This window comes from Terriglobia bacterium (assembly GCA_032252755.1).
Lineage (GTDB): Bacteria > Acidobacteriota > Terriglobia > Terriglobales > Acidobacteriaceae > JAVUPY01.
Window position 1 is genome coordinate 25,083 of sequence record JAVUPY010000081.1, and the last position, 19,942, is coordinate 45,024.

The 19,942-nt window shown below is 58.6% G+C and carries 19 protein-coding genes; 6 read left to right on the top strand and 13 right to left on the bottom strand.

Going from position 1 to position 19,942, the window contains the following annotated elements; all coding sequences use genetic code 11:
- Window positions 1–56 precede the first annotated feature (56 nt).
- Both ROO76_20295 and ROO76_20300 read left to right on the top strand, forming a co-directional pair.
- A complete protein-coding gene (locus ROO76_20295) occupies window positions 57–1,232 on the top strand; it encodes a D-alanine--D-alanine ligase family protein (protein ID MDT8070512.1) in 1,176 nt (391 codons plus the stop codon).
- A gap of 114 nt (window positions 1,233–1,346) precedes the next feature.
- Window positions 1,347–1,508, top strand: coding sequence for a hypothetical protein (locus ROO76_20300; protein ID MDT8070513.1), 162 nt, complete (start codon window positions 1,347–1,349; stop codon window positions 1,506–1,508).
- A 137-nt stretch (window positions 1,509–1,645) separates the two neighbouring features.
- Here ROO76_20300 and ROO76_20305 read toward each other — a convergent pair whose 3' ends face one another.
- Window positions 1,646–2,095, bottom strand: a complete 450-nt coding sequence (locus tag ROO76_20305) for a hypothetical protein (protein ID MDT8070514.1) — start codon at window positions 2,093–2,095, stop codon at window positions 1,646–1,648.
- A 270-nt stretch (window positions 2,096–2,365) separates the two neighbouring features.
- Here ROO76_20305 and ROO76_20310 point away from each other — a divergent pair, with 270 nt between their 5' ends.
- Window positions 2,366–2,989: a hypothetical protein gene (locus ROO76_20310; GenBank protein ID MDT8070515.1), complete on the top strand. Its 624-nt coding sequence runs from the start codon at window positions 2,366–2,368 to the stop codon at window positions 2,987–2,989.
- A 53-nt stretch (window positions 2,990–3,042) separates the two neighbouring features.
- On the opposite strand, the gene ROO76_20315 is transcribed toward ROO76_20310, so the two are convergent.
- The 12 genes from ROO76_20315 to lpxI form a co-directional block, all read right to left on the bottom strand.
- Window positions 3,043–4,155, bottom strand: a complete 1,113-nt coding sequence (locus tag ROO76_20315) for an ABC transporter permease (GenBank protein ID MDT8070516.1) — start codon at window positions 4,153–4,155, stop codon at window positions 3,043–3,045.
- 9 nt (window positions 4,156–4,164) lie between these two features.
- Window positions 4,165–5,208, bottom strand: coding sequence for an ATP-binding cassette domain-containing protein (locus ROO76_20320; GenBank protein ID MDT8070517.1), 1,044 nt, complete (start codon window positions 5,206–5,208; stop codon window positions 4,165–4,167).
- Window positions 5,205–6,263: an efflux RND transporter periplasmic adaptor subunit gene (locus ROO76_20325; GenBank protein ID MDT8070518.1), complete on the bottom strand. Its 1,059-nt coding sequence runs from the start codon at window positions 6,261–6,263 to the stop codon at window positions 5,205–5,207. The genes ROO76_20320 and ROO76_20325 overlap by 4 nt, the downstream gene beginning before the upstream one ends.
- Window positions 6,260–7,030, bottom strand: a complete 771-nt coding sequence (locus ROO76_20330) for a TetR/AcrR family transcriptional regulator (GenBank protein ID MDT8070519.1) — start codon at window positions 7,028–7,030, stop codon at window positions 6,260–6,262. Before ROO76_20330 ends, ROO76_20325 begins: the two co-directional genes overlap by 4 nt.
- A 188-nt stretch (window positions 7,031–7,218) precedes the next feature.
- Entirely contained in the window at window positions 7,219–7,995 is a 777-nt protein-coding gene (locus ROO76_20335) for a DUF4097 family beta strand repeat-containing protein (GenBank protein MDT8070520.1), read from the bottom strand.
- Window positions 7,996–8,068: 73 nt separating this feature from the next.
- Window positions 8,069–11,203, bottom strand: coding sequence for a UvrD-helicase domain-containing protein (locus tag ROO76_20340; protein MDT8070521.1), 3,135 nt, complete (start codon window positions 11,201–11,203; stop codon window positions 8,069–8,071).
- Between the two features lie 137 nt (window positions 11,204–11,340).
- A complete protein-coding gene (locus tag ROO76_20345; GenBank protein ID MDT8070522.1) occupies window positions 11,341–12,045 on the bottom strand; it encodes an SDR family oxidoreductase in 705 nt (234 codons plus the stop codon).
- Window positions 12,046–12,207: 162 nt separating this feature from the next.
- Window positions 12,208–12,621, bottom strand: a complete 414-nt coding sequence (locus ROO76_20350; protein MDT8070523.1) for a DUF971 domain-containing protein — start codon at window positions 12,619–12,621, stop codon at window positions 12,208–12,210.
- Between the two features lie 72 nt (window positions 12,622–12,693).
- Complete coding sequence (locus ROO76_20355; protein MDT8070524.1) at window positions 12,694–13,983, bottom strand: peptidoglycan DD-metalloendopeptidase family protein; 1,290 nt, start codon at window positions 13,981–13,983, stop codon at window positions 12,694–12,696.
- A gap of 72 nt (window positions 13,984–14,055) precedes the next feature.
- The gene (locus ROO76_20360) at window positions 14,056–15,144 is read right to left on the bottom strand and encodes a TonB family protein (GenBank protein ID MDT8070525.1); all 1,089 of its coding nucleotides are present in this window, start codon (window positions 15,142–15,144) and stop codon (window positions 14,056–14,058) included.
- A 209-nt stretch (window positions 15,145–15,353) separates the two neighbouring features.
- The gene (locus tag ROO76_20365) at window positions 15,354–16,400 is read right to left on the bottom strand and encodes a Gfo/Idh/MocA family oxidoreductase (GenBank protein MDT8070526.1); all 1,047 of its coding nucleotides are present in this window, start codon (window positions 16,398–16,400) and stop codon (window positions 15,354–15,356) included.
- Between the two features lie 33 nt (window positions 16,401–16,433).
- Window positions 16,434–17,276 (bottom strand): UDP-2,3-diacylglucosamine diphosphatase LpxI, encoded by an 843-nt coding sequence (gene lpxI, locus ROO76_20370; protein ID MDT8070527.1) that lies wholly within the window; start codon window positions 17,274–17,276, stop codon window positions 16,434–16,436.
- 152 nt (window positions 17,277–17,428) lie between these two features.
- Between lpxI and fabZ the strand changes: the two genes are divergently transcribed.
- The 3 genes from fabZ to ROO76_20385 are packed head-to-tail and all read left to right on the top strand — an operon-like array spanning window position 17,429 to window position 19,942.
- Entirely contained in the window at window positions 17,429–17,944 is a 516-nt protein-coding gene (fabZ, locus tag ROO76_20375) for a 3-hydroxyacyl-ACP dehydratase FabZ (protein ID MDT8070528.1), read from the top strand.
- Between the two features lie 15 nt (window positions 17,945–17,959).
- Entirely contained in the window at window positions 17,960–18,736 is a 777-nt protein-coding gene (lpxA, locus tag ROO76_20380) for an acyl-ACP--UDP-N-acetylglucosamine O-acyltransferase (protein MDT8070529.1), read from the top strand.
- A gap of 45 nt (window positions 18,737–18,781) precedes the next feature.
- Window positions 18,782–19,942: a M20 family metallopeptidase gene (locus ROO76_20385; GenBank protein MDT8070530.1), complete on the top strand. Its 1,161-nt coding sequence runs from the start codon at window positions 18,782–18,784 to the stop codon at window positions 19,940–19,942.

Sequence of the window (19,942 nt, forward strand, 5' to 3'; positions counted from 1 at the left end):
GGGGGTAAGATCGTTCTTCTACTTTATTCTTTTGAACTGGAAACTGGGAACTGAAGATGAAGAAGCTTCGCGTCGGTATTCTCTTTGGCGGTCGCAGTGGTGAGCATGAGGTGTCGTTGCTTTCGGCGGCGTCGGTACTGAACGCCATTGATAAGACTCGTTTTGATGTGGTGCCGATCGGTATCACCAAGGAAGGGCGGTGGCTGACGGACCTCCATGCCGAGCAGTTACTGAAGGGCGATACGAAAACGGAGCACCATTTGCGCGCGGGCGATCCTGCGGCAACACCAGGCGCGGCGATACTCGCGAAGGGTGAGTCTATCCTCGTTCCACCGGAGCCGAGTGCGCATACGGGCCTCGTGCCGTTCGAGAGCCCCAACCATCAGCTTGCGACTGGCGCGATCGACGTCGACATCATCTTCCCCGTGCTTCATGGCACGTTCGGCGAAGATGGCACAATCCAGGGGTTGCTTGAACTCGCCGACATTGCCTACGTCGGCTCGGGCGTTCTCGGCTCCGCCGCCGGAATGGACAAAGACATCATGAAGCGTCTCTTTCGCGACGCCGGGCTGCCGATCGTGAAGCACGTAACGGTGCTCCGCAGCGATTGGGAGCAGGTGCCGAAGAAGGTCAAGAAGCTCATTGAGTCCTCGTTGAAATATCCCGTATTCGTTAAACCCGCGAATCTGGGCTCCTCGGTCGGAATCACCAAGGTGCACGATTCCAGCGAACTGGCGACCGGCATGGCGGAAGCCGCAAGGTTCGACCGCAAGATCGTCATCGAACAGGGGGTCGGCGGGACGAAGCGCAAGGCGCGCGAGATCGAATGCGCGGTGCTCGGCAACGACAACCCGAAGGCCTCTGTCTGCGGTGAGATCGTGCCCATCAAGGAGTTCTACGACTATGAGGCCAAGTACATCGACGAAGGCTCGGAACTGGTGTTGCCGGCGAAGATCAGCAAAGCCCTGCAGAAGCAGGTCCAGCAGATGGCAATCCGCGGCTTCCAGGCCTGCGACTGTTCGGGCCTCGCGCGCGTCGACTTTCTCATGGATCCCGTAACCGAGAAGATCTATATCAACGAAGTCAATACGATGCCGGGCTTCACGTCGATCAGCATGTACCCGAAATTGTGGGAAGCGACCGGGATTCCCTACCCTGAACTAATCACGAAGCTAATTGAACTCGGTCTCCACCGGCACGAAGACCGGCGCAGGAACCAGTACTCGAAGTAGGCGTCCTTAATGAAGGTTGTTCTGCTCCAGCATGACAAAAACTCGTGGTCCCGATACACTGAAAGAGCACAGAAATCGCGACGCTACGCGCTCGCAACTTGATTGAGGAATGGAATGGATACATCGAAGATTGAAAATAAAGTTGAACGCAAGAAGCTCAAGCGCGCAGCGCGCAAGAAAGCGAAAGCCGCCAAGCCGAAAGCGGCTCGCACGCACGCCCGCGGCGAGAAGAAGCGCAAGGTCAAGAAAATGGCTCGCGGCCAGTCGAAGCGCTAAGCCGCAGCGCGGAAAGTACGAAGCCCCGTGCAGGAATCACCTGCCGGGGCTTTTCGTTTGGTGTAGGAGAATCTGGTACCAATTGAGTAGTCCGCAGTTCTTTTGCCCGATTTCCCGACAACCGGACTTCCCGATACTCAGTACGGCGAGAAGTGCATTGTTTTATCTGATTTCTCCACCCAGATGCGGGCGCGGTCGCCCTTCCGATCATTGACGGTTGTGACGACTACCACCCCGCTGCCATGGCTAGGCGCAACTGCACCATCCACGTGATGGCTGTTGATGAGCCCCCACTCACCACCGGGTCCCCAATCGATATAGAACTCGTTGAACGGGTACTGGCTGTGTTCCTGTGGATGTTGTTTCCAGTTCGGATCGTTCATCCAGATGCCGTACGCCTTCTCGTAGTTCCGCTGCTGCAAAGCGTCGAAGAACAGGTCGACGCGGTGCTCGTATGGTAGGTAACGGAACCACCACACAATGAAAACAATGACCAGTACGCTGATCACCGAAGTCCAGATGATCAGTCTCTTTTTGCGTTCCTTTACCGGATCGTACGGCTTAGCCTCGAAGATTGTGGTCGGCATGGGCGTTCTTTATATGAGATAGAGATATTGAGCCACTTCGTTGTACCTGAAAAGTGTAACGCACGGACAAGTCTTTCAGGTGTCCCCGTGAGATTTGACACCGGGCCTTTCATACGGGTTCCTCCCGATCAGCTTCGTGACCTCCGTAACTTGCGGCACTTAGGTGACAAGTGGAGAATCGTCAGACTTTCAAGGATGGCAGGGGCTCCGGGTCCACATCACATTTCAGAAACCGCGGCGGGCGAAGGCGCTCGTTTGCGAGGAGAATTTATGAAGAAGACGATTTTGGCCGTTGGAATCGCGTGCGTCAGCGTACTGGCGGCGGCGCAGTCCGATCAACATCTGCAAAAGAAGCAAATTGTGCATCGCGACCTCGCGGCGCGCGAGGCCGTCAGCGGGCAACCTGCGCAGGATAACGTGACCACGGCGCGCGAAGCCAGCAGCGGAATGGCTACGGGACGCATGATGGGCTCCAACGACGGGCAGGCTCAAGGAACAAACAAGAACAGCATGAGTGGCGCCCAGTCGAACCCTATGTACAAAGACAATGGGAGTTCCGGCCAGAATCCGCTTTATGAAGGCAGAGAACGCACGGCCACCAAGTCGCGGTCTAACATCCAGAACAACCGGATGGCCACCGGCGACGTGGACGGTGACGGAATGGCGGATCGCGCTATCGTGAAATCCAAATCGAACATTACGAACAACCGTGTGAAAGCCGATGACGCAAATGCAAATGTCACGCCGGACGCCTCTTCCGACGCTCCCGCGCAGATGAAAGGCGACTTCTCACGTGGCCACCAGCCAGATCGTAAGAGTTCGGCAACCAGCAACGGCAAAGCGACACGCGAAGCCGGTAGCGGCATGGCCACCGGGAAGCGCCAGCACAACTAAGTCCGCCCACCGAGACGGGGGGAAATGGGGCCTGGCTTGCGCCGGGCCCTTCTTTACAGGGTACGCTTGAACAGGGGCACGGCGATCAGCAGCAGGATGACCCCGAAGCCGAATAGGTATATCAAGTCAGTCGCGATCGCAGAGAAGCCCGCCTGCTTCAGCAGGACCGTCTTGAACCCATGTACGGCATACGAGAACGGATCGACCCAGGCGATCGAGCGCAGCCATTTGGGAAACGCATTGATCGGGTAGATGGCGCCGCTGGGGAAGAACAACAAAGTGTTAAGGATGCCAAACATGGCGCGCGGCACCAGCGGATCCTCGATGCGCACCATCAGCAGGAACATCATCCCATTGAAGGCCAGGGATGTCGCCGTGATTAGAAGCACCATCTGGAACATCCGGAAGGGATCGAATATCGTTCCAAGTCCGGCAATCAGCGAGCCCATAATAGAAAGCGCAATGCCCGCGAGAATAGCCTTGAGCGCGCCTGCAATATTGAGCCCAAAAATCAACTCCAGCTTGGTGATCGGCGTGACCAGGTAACCCTCGTGCACACCACGCGCCTTGTCGTCGATGTACAACATTCCGCCCCCGATCATGACCGAGACAAACATCGCCAGCGCGATCGACCCCGGTAGCAGGTACTTCATGTACTCGATATACGGGTACAACTCGACGATTTGGAGAGCGATTTTATCGGGCGTGCGCTGCTGTACATCAGGCCGGTTGAGCGCCTGCACCAGTTCGGTCATTTTCGACTCGAGACTGGAACTCATGAACTGGTCGGAGTTATCGACTACAAGTCCAAGTTCGGGCTTTTCTCCCTGGTATACGCGCCTTGAAAATTGCGGCGGGATGATCACTGCGGCGTTCAGCTTGCCCGAACGAACCGCATCTTTAGCGTCCTTTTCATTGTCGTAGTAGACCGGTACGAAGGTTCGAACGTTCGCGGCGACGGCGTCGAATGCTTCCTTTATGCGTACAGCCTGCGGCCCGTGATCTTCGTCGACTAACCCCATGCGGGCGTCGCGAATCTTGCCGCCGAAAGCGTTACCCAGAATGATCAACTGTACCAGCGGAAACACCATCGAGACCAGCATGAGCGTGGGCGAGCGGAAGAACTTCCGCAGCTCGCGCTCGATAATCGCCATCATCCTGGTCATCAGAAACTCCTAAGGCCGCATCCCGGGACGCGGTGGCATCACGAACTGGTAAGCCTTAACGGCTTCGTCGCGCAACTGACGTCCGGTGTAGTGGACGAAAACGTCATCCAGCGTTGTGTTCTGTACGGAAAGCGAGTGGATTTCGACGCCCGCCTTTACCGAGACCTCCACCAAGGCTGTCGTCGTCCGCGACCCGTTACTGGAAAGGACGCGATAGGCACCCGCGCTCTCGGAGTGAACATCCGTGACATCGGGAAGCTGCCGCAATTGCTCTTCCCATCCTGATGGTGGCGACAGGAATTGCACCTCGATCACGTTCGAGCCCGGAACGCTCTGCTTCAGCGCAAGGGGGGTGTTCAGCGCAACCAGTTTTCCATGATCGACAATCGCGATGCGATCACAGAGCCGGTCGGCTTCGTCCATGTAGTGCGTCGTGATCAACATGGTGAGGTGGCGCTGATCCTTGAGCTTGTTGAGCATTTCCCAGACGGCCACGCGCGATACCGGATCGAGGCCGGTCGTCGGCTCGTCGAGGAAGAAAATCTTGGGGTTGTGCACCAGGCCGCGAGCAATTTCCAGCCGTCTCCGCATGCCGCCGGAGAGCGTCTTCGTTTGCGCTTTGCGCCACTTCGCAAGGTCCACCGCTTCCAGCAGGTCGGTAATCCTGCGCGCGCGTTGTTCGGTCGGAACTCCGTAGAGCTTCGCGTAAATCGACAGATTCTCCTCGACGGTCAGATCGATATCGCTGGTCATCGCCTGGGGGATAACGCCGATGCAGTGCCGCGCCTCGTCAGCCTGCGTCGAGACATCAAAGCCCGCGATGTAAGCCTTGCCCGCCGTAATCGGGATCAGCGTGGTCATCATCCGGATCAGTGTTGATTTACCCGCGCCGTTTGGTCCGAGCAGGCCGAAGATCTCGCCGTCATGCACCTCAAACGAGATGTCATCGACGGCTGTGAAATCGCCGTACCGCTTCACAATGTGATCCACCGCAATCGCAACGTCCTTCTGATGCGGACTCGCGCTCGTCTTTTTGCTGAAAAACGGCGTCATTTCGGCTCCAACTTCGACTTGGGTATCAGCACTTCGGCCGTCATTCCGGGTGTAAATTTCTGTCCCGGGTTATCGATCTGCAACTTCAAACGGATCGTCCTGATATCGCGCTTGGTGCGGCTTACGTCGCGCTGCGTGGCAAAATCCGCCTCAGCCGCCTTCGCGATTACCTTACCGTTCACGCGTTCGCCACTTGGCAGCTGCACGGTGAGCGTGTCGCCGAGTTGGACTTTGTCCGAGTACTGCTCGGGAATTGACGCGTAGACCCAAGTATCGTTCAGGTCGACTATTGTGATAATCGGCGTTCCCGGATTGACGACCTCGCCCTGCCGCGCCGCCCAAAGCGAAACGGTCCCCGTAACCGGCGCGTAGATGTTCGTGTAGCCGAGACGAACTTCCGCGTCAGCGAGTTGGGCCTGCGCATTCTCCATCTGCTGGCGCGTGGAGGCGACGGTGGCGGTCGCCGCTTGCGCCTGGTTCAGGCGTGCTTCACTTACCTTCACAGCGGCTGCTGCCGCCGTGACCTGGTCCTTGCCTGCTTGAACTCGCGCCTGTGCTGCCTGCAGCGCCGTCTCGGCGTTGTCTTTGTCCTGTTGCGACGCGACGCCCTGCTGCGCGAGCGCGACGGTGCGCTGCGTGTTCAACCGCTGCTGTTCAAGGCTTGCCTGTGCTTCTGCCAGCGAGGCTTTGGCCGCTGAAAGCGTTGCGCGAGCATTCGCGAGGTTGTTCTCGGTCTCGCCTGCAGCCTGCTTTTCGTTGTAGCGCGAGCCGCTTACCTGCGAACGCAGACTCGCCAGTGTCGCTTCCGCGGCGTTCTTCTGGGCCATCAGTTCGCCTTTGTCGATGGTTGCGACCAGTTCACCTGCCTTGACCGGGCTACCTTCCTGTACGGTCAGTTTCTCGATGCGACCCATGATCTTCGAACTGACGATCACCTGGTTGGCGTCGACGGTTCCAATCAGCACGAGATCGCTGGAGCGGTTGGTGGATAAGAAGTAATAAATCACCGCTCCGGCCACGAGAAGTCCCATGAATATGAAGAACCGTGATTTCATCGCACCTCTTTTCTCTTGCGCATCTCTGTCGAACGGCGGCTAGAACGGTCGTGAGGCTTTGGGGCTTCTAGTTTGCTTGACGTCTCACCGTCGGAAATATTTTCGAGAACTTCTTGAACTACGCGCTCCGCATGGGCGTGGTTGACGAACAATGCACCCGCAAGAAACTCGAGCATCGCTTTCCGCCGCCGATCCAGTGCTTCCCGCGAAAGCGGATCGAAGCCTCCGACCGCGCGCACTACCGGAACCGAGGTGAAGTAAAAAACTACGGTGGCGATCATCGATTGCACGAACTGAAGGGGGTCCATTCGCCGGAACTCGCCAGTAGAAATTCCGGATTCGAGAACCTCGGAGAGCCTGCGCAGCAGCGGACGAAAGAACGTCTCCACCAGATTCTCAAAATGGCGGCTCTGCCCCGTCCCTGCGCGCATCATTTCGTGCTGCACCATTCGCCGGTAATGCTGATGTGCGGCAACGTAGTTGAAGTGCGTCAGCGCGTATGCCAGGATCTTGTACCCCACCGGGCGGTCGGTATCGAGGATACGGACCAGTTCTTCCAGGAGACCGCCAAACGTGTGCTGCAAGGCGGCACCATACAGGGTCTCTTTGTCCTGGAAGTAGTAATAGAGCAGGGCCTTGTTGACGCGGGCTGCGGCGGCAATGGTGTCAATCCGCGCTCCGGCGATACCTTGGCTGGAAAATTCCGCAGCAGCCGCTTCCAAAATGGCGCGCCGGCTATGCTCCGAATTCTTGCGGGGAATGGGCATAACTAACCGTTTAGTTAATTAGAATAGTGCAGGGCTGGAAAAGACGCAAGTTCTTCACATATCCGTCGCCGGTTGCTGGTCGGTCGTCGCTAGTTGCTGATTGCTGGTGAAACCCGAATCCACGCAGGGCAGACCCAACGAACAGGTCCGATTTTGGCCAGCCCCTAACAACCAACAGCCCGCCACCCTCAGTTGACGTTGATCGACCCATCCCCGGTCTGGAGATCGAGGACGTTGCCGCCGCCGTTTAACATTCCCTCGAGCCGATGACCTTCGGAACTGGAACTCTTCATCGTGATTGGCAGATTGATACGGATGTGACCATCGCCGGTTCGCGCCTGGAGATCAGCGGCGAAGCCTTGGGGAAGATGTATATTCACGCTGCCGTCGTCGGTCCGAAGCGACCATCGCCCGTTCATGCGCGATCCGGCCTGAATCTCACAATCGATATGGCCGTCGCCGCTCGAGAGGCTCAGATCGTCAAAGCGTCCGGACACTTTCATGCTGCCGTCGCTCGTCCTCGCCTTTAGTGGGCCGGCAAAGTCCCAGACCTCGATGCGCCCGTCGCCGCTCGAAATGTCGGCTGGCGCGGAGATTCCAGAGACGGCGACCGAACCGTCGCCGGAATGGACATCGAGCTTCGTGTTTGGAGGAACACTAACTTCGACGTGAACCGAGCGATTATGGAATGAGATGAACGGGCCATTCGGCGTCCGCACATTGACGGTGACGGCGTCGCCGTCCTGGTGATCATAGATGTGGACATCGCCGGGGCCGATCTTGTAGCCCTCGGTTTCGACCCGGACCTGGATGGTCTGCCCTCCACGCCGCACTTCAATCCGTGCGTCATTGGTTTCGACACGAAGCTCCGGCTTCGCCCCAACCTTATATTCGCGCTTCCACTCGTCAGCATACGCAAGACTGCATAGGAGTACTACGAACAGCAGGATCGATTTCCGCCGCATAGAGACACCTCGCTAGGAGGTGATACGGAATCTGCCGGGAGCAGGTTCCGTCATTTTGAGGCTGATGCGTGGGTCAGGCTTTTTGCAGTTGGGCAAACTTCTCCACCAGCTTTTTCATACCGTGGCGGGCGAATTGAACGGTGATCTTGGCTTCGTCGCCATCGCCTTCTCGGCGAACCACCGTGCCCTCACCATACTTCGGGTGAATCACGCGGGCACCGGCCTGGAAGCCCTTCTTCCCCGTCGGCTCCGGCAGATCGATTTTTGGCCTCGAGAACTTCTTTCCGCGCGATGCGAAGAACTCGGCGATATTGTCGATGGAGTTGTAGCGGGTTCCCGTGTACGCGGGTTTCTTCTGCCGCGAGTATGAAGGCGCGCGTCCGCCCGACTGGTCTTCGTTCTCGTAGTCGTAATGTGTCGAGGTGTAGTCGTCCGCGCCTTGGGCGGCAAAGCGCCGGCGCTCCGATGACGTGTCGTACATGCTGACGCGCTCGCGATGCACTCCGCCTGGAGAGCCGAGGTCTTCCATCAGTTGCGGCGGAATTTCCTCAAGGAATCGCGATGGCGTCGAACCCTCCGGCATATCGGTGCCCCAGCGCCGGCGATAGCGCGCCCTCGTAATGACCAGCGCATCCATCGCGCGTGTCATGCCGACATAGCACAACCGCCGCTCCTCTTCCATGTCGTCGGGCGCGAGCAACGTACGCGCGTGCGGGAACAAACCTTCTTCTAATCCGACGAGGAACACCAGAGGAAACTCCAGTCCCTTGGCAGAATGCAAGGTCATCAGTGTGATCTGCTGTGAGGCCTCGTACTGGTCGGTGTCGCTGACCAGCGCCGCGTGGTCGAGGAAGTCGCCGATGGTCTCGCCGCGGTCGCGCGAATCCATAGCGGCGTTCACGAGTTCCTTCAGGTTTTCAATGCGCGACAGGGACTCCGGCGTGTCCTCCTGTTCAAGCTGTCGGATGTAGCCAGTGCGATCAATGAGGAACTTGATGATGTGAGGGGTACTGGAAGGATCGAGCAACTGCTCAATATCTTCGTATGAGTGCTCTTGTTCGTACTCCTCTGCTACACTTCGCCATTCTTCGTTGGGTGCCAGAGCTGCAGGTACATCCGAATGCTTCGTGGCGTTTGCCAGGGCTTCTGCCGCGATCCAATCGCGTTCGCTCGATTCAAGTTCCTTCCGTGCCTTAAGCAGCTCGTACAAGGCCCGCGAAAGCCGCTTGAACGCCTCAGGAGCTTCGACTCCCAGAAACTTTTGAACGCAGTCACTCCCGATTTGAATCGCGCTTCGGTCCGGAGCCTCGATCACATAGGTGTCAATTCGTTTGCGCTTCAACCCGCAATGAGCGCACCCGGGCGGTGCCGTTCGAAGTTCGAACGGGACCTCCTTTCCCGGAACGTCAAAAGCAGTAGTGACACCGTCGATATGATGGAGAACCCCGACCAGCCTCCAGCCCTGCAGGCGAATGCCGATCACCTCGTTGGCCAATGATGCAATCTTGCTTTCGAGCCGGGAAATTCTCTGGTCTAGCTTGATGAGGTAATCGGGGCGAGGTTCTTGGGCGACTTCAGCCTCTTCCAGCGCCTCGGGCGAGAACTCCGTCGCATCTTCGCTCAGCGCTTCGGGCGAGAAATCGATGCTACCTTCGAAGCCAAACCCATGCTGATCGCCTACCTCAACTTCTGGAATTTCAATCGCAGCGGGCTTCTCCGCAGCCTTAGGGGTGGTTAGCGTGGAACTTAACCGATCTGCGTACGTACCGGCCGCCATCGCCCGTGCATCTTCGATCAGTTCACGAAAGCCCTTCAAAGCCTGGCACGCTCGCGCCGGCAACAGTTGCCGATCGATGACCTCGCCGACGGCCCCCCACAGCGACTTGCCGGTCTCGAGCGCGATTCGCTCGACCGTGTCCATCGTCGTCTTTCCGATGCCGCGCGCCGGCGTATTCACCACGCGTTGCAGGGCAATCGAGTCGTCGAGGTTCAGGATGAGTTTGAGGTACGAGATCATGTCCTTGATCTCGGCGCGCTCATAGAACGAAAAGCCACCGACGACGTGGTACTGCAACCCGTAACGGCGCAGCGCCTCTTCGAACAGTCGCGACTGCGAGTTCGTGCGATAGAGCACGGCCGCGCGTCCGGTCTGGCCCTCGTCGGCGCGCTTGCCTAGATACTTGGAAATGTAATCGGCGGCGAACAGCGCCTCGTTCTCGCCATCGGGAGCCTCGTAGTAACCGATCTTCGATCCGCCCTGCCGCTCCGTCCACAGGTTCTTGCCCTTGCGCTTGACGTTGTTGCGGACCACCGCCGACGCGCCCTCGAGGATGTTCTGCGTAGAGCGGTAGTTCTGCTCCAGGCAGATGATCTTTGCCTCGGGAAAGTCCTGCTCGAATTCAAGGATGTTGCGGATGTCGGTACCGCGCCATGAATAGATCGACTGGTCCTCGTCGCCCACGGCGCAGATATTGTGCCGTTTGCCAGCCATATATTTCATGACCTCATACTGGGGACGGTTCGTGTCCTGGTACTCATCCACGAGCAGGTAGTGATAGCGGCGCTGATATTTTTCGCGCGTCGGCTCCGAGAGCTTGAATAGCCGCACCGTCTGCAGCAGTAAATCATCGAAGTCGAGCGCGTTCGCCTTCGCGAGTTCCTGCTTGTAGATCTGGTAGACCTGCGCTACTTTTTCCGTGTTCGGGTCGCGCGAGTTCAGATACACATCTTCTGGGTTGAGCATGTGGTTCTTCGCCCACGAGATGTGTGACAGGATCGACCGAGGCGTGACCTTCTTGTCATCCACGCCCAGCCGCCGTAGCGCCGCTTTTACGATCATCTGCTGGTCGGCTTCGTCGTAAATGACGAAGTCCTTGGTAAAGCCCTTGCCATTCACCTGCAGCGCATTGATGTCGCGCCGCAGCGCCCTCACACAGAACGAGTGAAAGGTCGAAATCGTGGGCTTCGCCAGAGTGCGCCCGCCGACGAGTTTGTCCACGCGCTCGGCCATCTCCGAGGCTGCCTTGTTGGTGAACGTGACGGCCAGGATGGAATCCGGCGCAACCCCCATTTCTTCCACCAGGTAGGCAATTCGGAAAGTGATTACCCGGGTTTTGCCCGAGCCAGCGCCCGCAAGGATGAGTACGGGCCCATCCACAGTCTCGACGGCTTCGCGCTGCTGGGGGTTGAGTTTGGACAGAAGATCCATGGCCTACGTTCAGATTATCAGGGATTGAGGCGTGAAAGGCGAACCCCGGATCGACGTGGGCGAACGCGGAATTTGTTTCGGAACTGGCGCTCCTGAAGTCTGCGGTCGATCCGCGAATCTCCGCGGAAATCCGTGGTTCAGATACCCCGCACCATGCCACCGTCCAGAAGCAGGTTCTGACCGGTGATGTAAGAAGCGTCGTCTGAGAGCAGGAAGGCTACTGCTTTTGCGAGTTCTTCGAGCCGCCCGATTCGCCCCATTGGAATCGTTTCGGTGATCTTCTGTCCGATCGGGTAAGAGTCTACGAATCCGGGCAAGATCGAGTTCGCGCGGATTCCATGCGGGGCACCGGCCTCGGCATGCACCCGCGTCCATGCCGAAAGTGCTGCCCGGAAGACGCTCGAAACCGGTCGCAGCGCGTCGGGCTGTTTTGCCGCGTAGCTGGAGATGTTCACGAAAGCCCCGCGCTTCTGCCGAATCATCACCGGTGTGACTAGCCGCGCCAGGCGAATGACGCTCCCGAGAATCAACTCATAGCCTTGCTGCCACTCGGTATCGCTGAGGGCGAGAGGATCGCCCTTCGCGGGGTGGCCTGTGTTGTTTACCACGCCATCAATGCGCCCGAAACGTTCAAGCGCCGCATCGACCATGCGCTTGAGATCGGCCCCCTCGGTCACCGAGCCGCGCACGCCCAAGCCACCGAGATCCGCGCCAATCTTTTCGATAGATTCCGACCGTGCCAACAGAACCACGGTCCACGTCTTCGCAAGGTGGGTAGCAATCGCGCGCCCAATGCCCTGGCTGGCGGCGGTGATGAGAACTACGCGTTTGTGGTTTTGCATGCTGTCAATTCACCACAAAGACACAGAGGCACAGAGAATTCGAATCATAGAACACAAGACGCCAGGGTCCGAGGCGTCGGAAAAGGCACATTTCGTTTTTGCGTTTTTCGCCTCAAAATCTCTGTGCCTCGGTGTCTCTGTGGTGAGTCGGTTCTTTCCCCGCTACTGCACCCGCTTCTTTTCGTCGTGCGCATGCATGTCGTCCGCGAGGCCGCCGGTCGATTCACGCAGCATCTTGCATTCCTCGCACGGACAGATTTCGCGAAGGTATTCCCACGAGTAGATGCCGTGCTGGTGGTTGTCGTTCCAGGTGAAGCGTATGGCGTACTTGCCGACGGGTTCGACCTCGGTGGGTCGAGCCAGTGCTTTGAACAGCGGCAGCGCGCCTGCAACGGGTTTCGGCGGATCGCCCGGTTGGCGTTCCTCTTTGGCGCGCTCATCGTCGCACAGCGCGCAGGGACAGGCATTGCGCAGGAACACGAATGTATAGCTGGAGCGGTGGCCGTCCTTCCACTCGATATCCATGCTGTTGCCGGAGGTCTTGTGGACTCTGACGGACTTAGGTTCGGCAGTCATAACCTTCTATTGTCGCACGTCAAGGAAGGTTGAATCAGTCATTGTGCGCGGGCACTTGAGGGCTCCAGTTCTCTACTGCAACGGCACCCGCTTGGCAATATGATCCTGGATCCAATGCGGATCCCAGAACTCTTTCGGATCGATCTGCACTCCGTCGAGCAGCATGCTGTAGTGGATGTGGTCGCCGCCGGCCATGCCGGTCATTCCGCTCAGGCCCATCACTTCGCCGCGCTTCACCATATCGCCGACATGCACGTTGATCTGGCTGAGGTGGCCGTAGACGGTCTGTAGCCCATAGCCGTGATCGAGCACGATGCAGTTGCCATAGATTCCAAGCGGGGCGGCATAGATCACCTTGCCGTCGTTGGCGGCCTGCACGCCCACATGTTGCGTCGACGCGAGATCGTAGCCGAGGTGCACTTCCTCGTCGATCTTCTTGCCTTTGTAGATGTAGCTGCGCTTATCGGCAAAATGCGCTTCGGTGGCGGCGCCGGGCTGGCGCTGGAACGGTTGTGACCAGAGGAAGTGATCTGCTGTCTTGTATTGCAGATCGGAAAGCGTCTTGTTGTTGGCGATGCGCATTTCTTTGTTGATCTTCACGAAGCGCTCGACCATGTCGCCGGAGCCGTTCGGGTCGATTTCGTTCACAACCTTCGCGATGAACTGATCGCTAAGTTGGAGATCATGCGCGGTGTAGCGCGGCTGCTCCTTCTTCGGAAACTGCACGACCAGCGGACTCGTCGATTCGATCCCCGGTGCGGCGGCGGCATACACGACGGGCGTCGCGCTCGCCGGAGCGTTCCACGGGAATGCATAAAGCGCGAACATTCCCGGCTTCCCTCCCGGCATGGGCCACGCGCGGAAGGTCCAGTCACCGACGCGAACGCCTGCTTCACTATAGTTGCCGGAGACCGTGAAGGTTGCGAGGTCGGCCATGCCGATATAGAGATAGTGCTGGTCGGAGTCGGCGGTCACAATGGGCGGGTGCGTAATGACGTTAACTTCGCCCTGCCACTTCGCGGTCCGATGCAACGGACCATTTGCGGTCGCTTCGACCGTCAACTGCGCCTTGCCGTCCTTCAATTGCGACACTGTTCCCGTGCCGACCGGAAAGGTGAACGTCGAATCGTTCGACGGTGAAGGCTGCGGTAACGTCCATACCTGGTATTGCGCACCGTTTTGCTCGACCGTGGCGACGATCTTACTAACGCCCTTTTTCGCGCGCACGCGAACGCTGACGGGCGTCGACTTGCCGATCATAGAAACAGGCGACATTTCAAGTTCAGGCTTTGGAGAGCGAATCAACCAGACGGCAACCACGAGGACGGCGACGACGAAGAGAGAAAAAATGAATTTGCGCACGGTTCACATCATAGCGCGCAGCAGCGTGGAAAAAACTCGGGAGTATTTCCGACTTTGAGTCCGGTGAAAGACTTACTGCATCAGGTCGCCCTTCGCAGGGTTGTAGAAGAAATGGAACCGAAGTGCCAGGTACGGTCCGTGGAATTCGTTGGGCAGCGGTGGAAAGGGATTCGACGCGGTGATGCCGCCCCATGCGGCGCGGTCGAGCGCGATGTCGCCGGAAGGGCCGACCAGTTGCATGCCCGCGACTTTACCATCCTTGGTAATGACGAATTGGATCTTCACCTGACCGCGCTTCAGTAGCGGCGACCGCGCTTCTTCGGGTATCAGGTTGTACCAGTTCGCGCGGACGGACTGAAGAACGCGCTCGAGATATGGCCCGAAGTCCACCCCTTGCGTGTCGCTGAGGATGTCAATGTTGCCGAGATGTCCTGCGCCACCGCCTCCGAAGCCGAGGTCGGCACCGCCACCGCCACCACCACCGAGCCGTGAGGTCGCGCGCGCTGCTTCATTAATATTCGCGCCCGCCGACATGGGCATCTTGAATGGGTTGGGACCGGGCCGTCCTGCCGGGCTGTCGAGTGTCGGACCATTGTTCCTGGCCTCTAACGGCGGAGGTGCCGAATGGTTCGGCGCGCCACCGGCGGCGGGCGGCGGAGAATTCAGCGCCTGCTGCTGACCCTGCGGCGAGGGAGGAGTTGGCGGTGCGGGCGTTCCCGGTCGCTGCGCGTTGCGCAACATTTCCAGCGCTTTCTTATCCAACTGCGGGACGCGCGAGGTCGCAATACGGTCCTTGTCGGAGATGTACTTGCTGTCCTTCGGCGGACGAACAACCTTCTGCTCGTCCTTCGGCAGCGCGAGGAATGTCGCATCCTTATCCTTCAGGAGTTCCTCGGCGCTGATCAACCGCACCGGCTTCCCCCAATTCGCCCACTTGGGAACGAATTTTGGGCCGAGAACGATAGTCATGATGGCCAGAAGGTGGACGACAACGGAGATCCAGAAGGCCTCACGCAGACGCGAGCGAGCCAGGTCATCCTGCAATTGCATCAGGAGGACGGGCGTAAACTCGGCGGCTTCCGAGTGCCGGTCATGCCCGGGAGGATCGGGCGGCATGGGGTCAGGCCGCGGGACTTCCGGTGGGTTCTGCGTGGTTGCCATTCAGCCTTGGGGCCGGAGTTGCCAGCCTACATGGATTAGACGCGGGAGCGCCGCGTGCGACACACTACTCCCTCAAAAACCTGAGGGCTGCTGTGTTCCTTCCATTCTCTCACCTTCGGGACGGAAACGGCTCTCCCCATCCGTGTTAAGAATTGTTTTTCCTACCACTGCAATTGTCCGCTAAGCCGTTTGGTTCCCACACTTTGGTCCTACTTGGGAGTGACCGGAACAGGGTTGAGAGCGTCCAGACCGGTGCGCCGGCTGTGCTCCTGAATCGCCTTCAGGATGTCGAGCGCAACCGATAGCGCGCGACGGCCGTCATCCAGGGTCACTACAGGAGTGCTTCGGTCGCGCACGGTCTCCAGGAAGCTGCGGAGTTCGGCGCGAAGAGGCTCCTCGTCTACAACTTGTGGTTTCGATGGGAGAATGTCCGGCATCGCGAAGCCGGTTGCGCTATCGACGATAGGGTTCTTCGCAGGCTTGACGGAGAGGCGGAAGATGTCGCGGCGGGAATAGTCGATCGAGATGTATTCGTGGGGCTGGAAGAAACGTAGCTTGCGAACGCGCTCAGTCGAAACTCGGCTGGCGGTGAAATTGGCGATTGCGCCTGAATGGAACTCGAGCCGGACATTGGCGATGTCCACTTTGTTCGTGAGCACCGGGAGACCGACCGCGCGGATCTCCTTCACCGGAGAGTTCACCAGAGACAGAACCACGTCGATATCGTGGATCATCAGGTCGAGGACGACATCGACATCGAGCGAACGTGGCGTGAAGATGCTCAGCCGATGAACCTCGAAGAACATGGGCTTGGTCACCAATGGCAGCACGGCGCGGACTGCTGGATTGAAGCGCTCGAGATGTCCGACCTGCACGATGCGATGGCTGCGATTGGCGATCCGCACCAGGTCGTCAGCCTCAAACATGTTCGCCGCGAGCGGTTTCTCAATCAGGACGTCGACGCCGCCTTCAAGAAGTTTTTCGGCGATTTTGAGGTGAGCGCTGGTGGGTACAGCGACCGAAACGGCCTGCACCTTCGCCCACTTCAGCATCTCTTCGACGCTGGGGAAAACGGTCGCGCCGAATTCCTTGGCGACTTCGCCGGCGCGCGACTTGTCTTCATCGACAATCGCGGCGAGTTCAACGTTCAGGCCGGGAACAGGATTCTTCTGGAGATCGGCATAGACGCGGGCATGATTGCGTCCGAAAGAGCCGACACCGACGACGGCAACGCGAATAGTAGTGGGATCGGGCACGGGAATGATTGTCGCAGAGGGCGGGCGCCGACGCTAGGATTTGTCAGCGATGATCGCGATCCCGGCTTCCTCGGCAGCATGAATAATGGCATCGCCATCCAGGATCAGGCAGCGGCCGGCATCGAGCGCAAGGCAGGTGGCCCGGGCTTTCTTCATCGTCTCGATCGTAGGCAGGCCGACCACGGGCACATCGAACCGCATATCCTGGTTAGGCTTCGCGACTTTGACGACGGTCAGCGCGCGGCTCAGGGTTGAGGCCTCGCCGTGCAACGTCTTCATCAACTCACCAGCGCGCAAGATCGTTGCGTCGGTGCCCTCCATCGCTTCCACGGCGACGCACGCGGATTCGGCGATTACCACCGTCTGGCCGATATCGAATTTCGCGAGATGTTGTGCGACCGAGCGGCCGTAAGCAACGTTCGCGCGTTCCTGCTCCGACAGTTGGCGCTTCGTCAGCACTCCTTCGCGTGCGAGCAGAGGCTCCAGCAACTCCGTGGAACTCATCAGGTGGATGCCTTCTTCCTCGAGAATCTTCGCGATGCCGCCGATGAGCGAGTCGGTATTGCGTGTAGGCAGCGAGAGCAACAGTTTCGCGAGCTTCCAGTCAGGACGTATAGCGCTGAAAATCTGCTTGTGCTTGACTTGACCAGCCATTACGGCGGTTTTCACGCCCTCGCGCTGGAAGGTCTGAATGAGCTTCGAAAGCTCCCCAAGCGACATCCAGTGAACGGATGCAGCGCCGTGCTGCTCAATTTCCGGAAAGGTTTCTTCCTTGATGGCCGCAACGACCACTTCATATCCGCGCGACTTCGCCGCCTCAAGAATGAGGAAGGGGAAACGACCGTTGCCGGCAATGAGGCCGAGTTTGTCGGGCATAGTGTAATGAATCGCTGATCAGTATATTGTCTAATGTCTCTGCTGCGAAGCAATGCGTTCCAATATGAGAAATTCGTGATTTCGTGAATGCATTTGACCGTCAATTGAACCCTGACTTTCCCCGTGTATAATCAACGTTTCCGACGATTCGTATGAGCGATTCCGTACAATCCGTAGCCGAAAACAGCGTTCTGGCGGACAAGACCAGCCTCGATATCGGCGAGATTCTCAACATCCTGCCGCACCGCTATCCGTTTCTGCTGATCGACCGAGTGGTCGAGATCGAGCGCAAGAAGCGCATTGTCGCCATCAAGAACGTCACCGTCAACGAACCGTTCTTCACCGGACACTTCCCGAACTACCCGATCATGCCCGGCGTGCTGATCGTCGAAGCAATCGCGCAGTCGGGCGGTGCGCTGCTGCTGACCGAAGTCCCCGATCGCGAAGGCAAGCTGATGGTCTTCACCGGAATCGAGCGCGCGAAGTTTCGCCGTCCGGTGCTGCCTGGCGACCAGATTCGGATCGAAGTTGAAGTGATCATCTGGCGCACGTCGGCGGTGAAGATGCAGGGCAAGGCGTTCGTGGACGGCAAGCTCGCCTGCGAAGCTGTCGTCACCTGCCAACTCGTACCGCGAACCAGTAAAACTGAACCCGCCGTAAAGGATTAACCGGAGCTCTCGCAAATGAGCATTCATCCGACCGCGGTGGTTGACCCGGCAGCCAAAATTTCACCTTCCTGCACCATCGGCCCCTACTGCGTTGTGGGCGCCGACGTGGAGATGGGTGAGAACTGCGAATTAATAGCGCATGTCGTCATCGGTGGACCTGCTCGCCTTGGTAGTCACAACAAGATCTATCCATTCGTATCGCTCGGCATGGGCCCGCAGGATCTGTCATATCGAGGCGAGCCCACGCGCCTGGAAATGGGCGATCGCAACGTCATCCGCGAATTTGTCACGATCCACCGCGGCACCGTCAAGGGTGGGCAACTGACTAAGATCGGCAACGACTGCCTGATCATGGCCTACACCCACATTGCACACGACTGTTTCATCGGCGATCACGTCATCATGGCTAACGCCGCCACCCTCGCCGGACACGTCACCGTGGAAGAGTGGGCGGTCGTCGGCGCGCTCTGCCCCGTACACCAGTTCGTGCGCGTGGGCGCGCATTCCTACATCGGCGGCGGCACGACGATCACGCAAGACGTGCTGCCCTTCTCGAAGACCAGCGCGGTTCGCGACGTCCACGCTTACGGCGCCAATGCGATCGGCCTCGAACGGCGAGGCTTCTCCAGGGAACGCATCCGCGCCATCCAATTCGCCTTCCGCGCGTTAACAGCATCGAAACTAAATACGACACAGGCAATTGAGCGGATTAGGAGTAAGGGCGAAGTAACCGAGGACGTGGAAATGCTGCTGAAGTTCATCGAAAGTTCCGAAAGAGGAATTCTGAAGTAACCAGTCGCGAGGACCGCCGTACCGGTTCAAAATTGCGGAGATTCCTTGAAGAAAACAGGCAGCACCAGGCAAAGCGCGGAATTCATCGCCAGGGTCGGGCACTTGTTCGACTGGCAGCAGTTGCTGCGTGAATTCGTGGAGAGCGAATCGCCCTCGCATGACAAGGCACTGGTTGATGCATTCGGAACCCGTGTCGCAGCGGAGTTCGAAAAGCTAGGCGGCAAGGTCGAGTGGGCGCCACAACTTGATGCCGGCGGCGTGCTGCGCGTGACCTTCGAGGCCGCGGCGCACAAGAGACCTATCCTGCTGCTCGGCCATCTAGATACCGTCTATGAACCGGGCAGCCTCGAGCGAATGCCCTGTCGCGTCGCCGGCGGCAAGATGTACGGCCCGGGAGTCTTTGACATGAAGGGCGGCATCGTGATGATGCTGCTGGCGATCGCGGCGTTGAAAGAACAGCATGGCCGGCTTCCGCGGCCGGTGATCGTGCTGCTCAACCCTGATGAGGAAGTGGGAAGCCGGGTGTCGCGCAAGATCACGGAGAAACTTGCGAAGAAGTGTGCGGCCGTGCTGGTGCTGGAGCCTTCGGCAGGTCCGAATGGCAAATGCAAGACGGCGCGCAAGGGTGTCGGCGACTACCGGTTGCGCGTCACCGGAGTCTCGGCCCATGCGGGGCTGGATTTTCAGAAGGGCGCGAACGCAATCACCGAACTTGCCCACCAGTTGACTAAAATCGCCGCCCTGACGGATCTGAAGCGCGGAACCACGCTGAATCCGGGAATCATTCGAGGGGGAACGCGGACCAATGTCGTTCCGGATCTCGCGGAGGCTGAGTTCGATATTCGCATTACCAGCCGCAAGGAAGGCGAGCGCATTGACCGGAAAATCAGGGCCCTGAAACCACGTGACAAGCGATGCAAGCTCGAGATCAGCGGTGGAGTGAATCGCAACCCATTCGAGCGCACGAAAGAAGTCGCGGCTCTTTACGGGAAGGCTCATGACATCGCCGCGGAACTTGGCTTCGAGTTGGAGGAGACTTCTGTCGGCGGAGGCTCCGATGGCAACTTCACGGCTGGTGTCGGTGTGCCGACGCTGGATGGATTGGGCGCGGTTGGCGATGGCGCGCACGCACTCCACGAGCATGTGATCCTGCAGGAGATCCCGCGAAGGGCCGCGCTGGTCGCAAGATTGATCGAGACGATTTGA